We start from the raw sequence: 2,056 nt of genomic DNA, 5'->3' as shown, positions 1-2,056 counted from the left end.
GCATTGCTCAGTTCCTTGTTCTACTCCAAATTGCTGGTTAAATATCAACTTAACCGCATTATAAAATCAACGCTTGCCCTTTCGATTATCATACTTATTTTACTCGCCACTTTACTTAAGTTCGGATGGATGAGCAAGCCGCTCCTATTCTTTTTTTATGCTTGGATCGCCATTTACGCGGTGCTTTCGGCTTCACAGTTCTGGGTATTGGCCAATATGGTATTCAACGTGCGGGATGCCAAGAGACTCTTTGGCTTTGTCGGTTCAGGTGCTATTCTGGGAGGGATATTCGGCGGATACCTAACTTCAATATTCGTTCCGATTATCGGCAATGAGGTTATGATAGGTATTGCCGCCATGCTCTTATTGGCGTGCTTTCCGTTATTGGGCCATATTTGGAAACTGCGGGTTAATAAACTCAACGATTTCAAAAAGGAGAAACAGAAGAAGCTGTTTGATGGTCATCCGTTCCAACTGATCAAAAAGTCAAGACATTTGACCTTTATGGCCCTGATTGTTGCCGTTGGGGTCGTGGTGGCCCGGTTGGTCGACTATCAATTCAGTGATTTTGCCTCAAGATCCTTCGAAGACCCAGAGGACCTGACCGCTTTCCTGGCCTTCTGGTTTTCTTCATTCAATTTATTGTCCCTGGGCATACAGCTGTTCTTGACCCATCGGATCGTAGGTATTTGGGGGGTGGGATTCTCTCTCTTGATGTTACCATTAGGTATCCTTTTCGGGAGTATATTTTTCTTGATATTACCTGAACTTTCGGCTATAGTGGTCATTAAGGGTATGGATGGTATCCTAAAACAATCGGTCAACAAAAGTGCCTCTGAACTGCTTGCCCTGCCACTGCCCTTCGATTTAAAAAACAAGACGAAGTCCTTTATCGATGTCGTGGTCGATAGTATAGCCACAGGCATTGCAGGCTTGTTGCTCATATTCTTTGTAAAGGGCCTTGATTTGGAAACCTTTTATATTTCATTGCTCATCCTGTTTTTTGTGGTCGTATGGATTTGGCTCATCGGACAGGTACGTAAAGAATACTACGCCACCTTTAAGCGAAATCTGGAAGCCGTCACGGCTTCGACGGATTCAAAGGGAATGGCCAAAACACCAAAACTTTCGGTGGTACATGGCATGAAGAAAGTCTTTAACAATGGCACCGAAGAACAACAACTTTTTATGTTGGATAAATTGATGGAAATCAATGACTCCCGCTTCACCGAAGATGTTCTACGTTTATTGGCGCATCCTTCCATTCCAATTAAAACTGCGGCCTTGCGAAATCTATATTTTTTGGATAGCTCCACAATGGCCATCAATGCGACGCAACTATTAAGCTACAGGGATCAGGACCTAACCTTGGCAACCATGGAGTATTTGTTACTGCATGCCGACCAAAACCCAGAATTTGTTTTCGAGCTCTATTTGGATGATCATGATGAAATCGTTGCAGATACCGCCCTCTTTTGTCTGGCCAAGGAAAGTACGGCGAATGCTACGTTACGCACTACATATCGATTTAAGGACCGTTTGAAAACTAGATTGGCCAATGAATCGCATATCAATCCCTTACTTTTAAAGACCATTGGGACAGCAGGCCTTCCCGAGTATTTTCACATCATCCTAGAGGCGTTCAAAAGCGATGATATAACCTTGAAAACAGCATCGATCGAGGCCGCTGGCATGAGTATGAATCCCGTTTTTATCAAGAAATTACTAGAAATCCTTCCGGACAAATCACTTAGAAGATCAGCGGTGAATGCCTTGAACAATTACGGTCGCGGAATTCTCCCCATTCTAGTAAGCCATGTAAAAGAACGGTTGGTACCGCTGGAAGCATGTAGATTTGTACCCCTTGTCATCAAATCATTCGGTTCCAAAGAAGCGGTGGATCATTTGTTTCAAATGTTCGATGATGTCGACCTTAGCGTGCGTATTGAGGTCGTAAGGGCAATGAGTGAACTTCGGAAAGAAAAACCGAACCTTAAATTCAATCGTTTTAAGGTGGTCTCAAGAATATATGATGAGTGTAAACTGTACCATCATA

General features: G+C 43.3%; 1 protein-coding gene. It reads left to right on the top strand.

The window, feature by feature from the left end; translation table 11 throughout:
* Positions 1–129: 129 nt before the first annotated feature.
* On the top strand, positions 130–2,056 hold a 1,927-nt coding region (locus WBM98_RS16285; RefSeq protein ID WP_424367079.1), incomplete at its 3' end, for an Npt1/Npt2 family nucleotide transporter.

The organism is Maribacter sp. (genome assembly GCF_049667165.1).
GTDB lineage: Bacteria > Bacteroidota > Bacteroidia > Flavobacteriales > Flavobacteriaceae > Maribacter_A.
The sequence above is the reverse complement of the archived record's forward strand: the minus strand, read 5'-3'. Positions and strand labels throughout refer to the sequence as shown.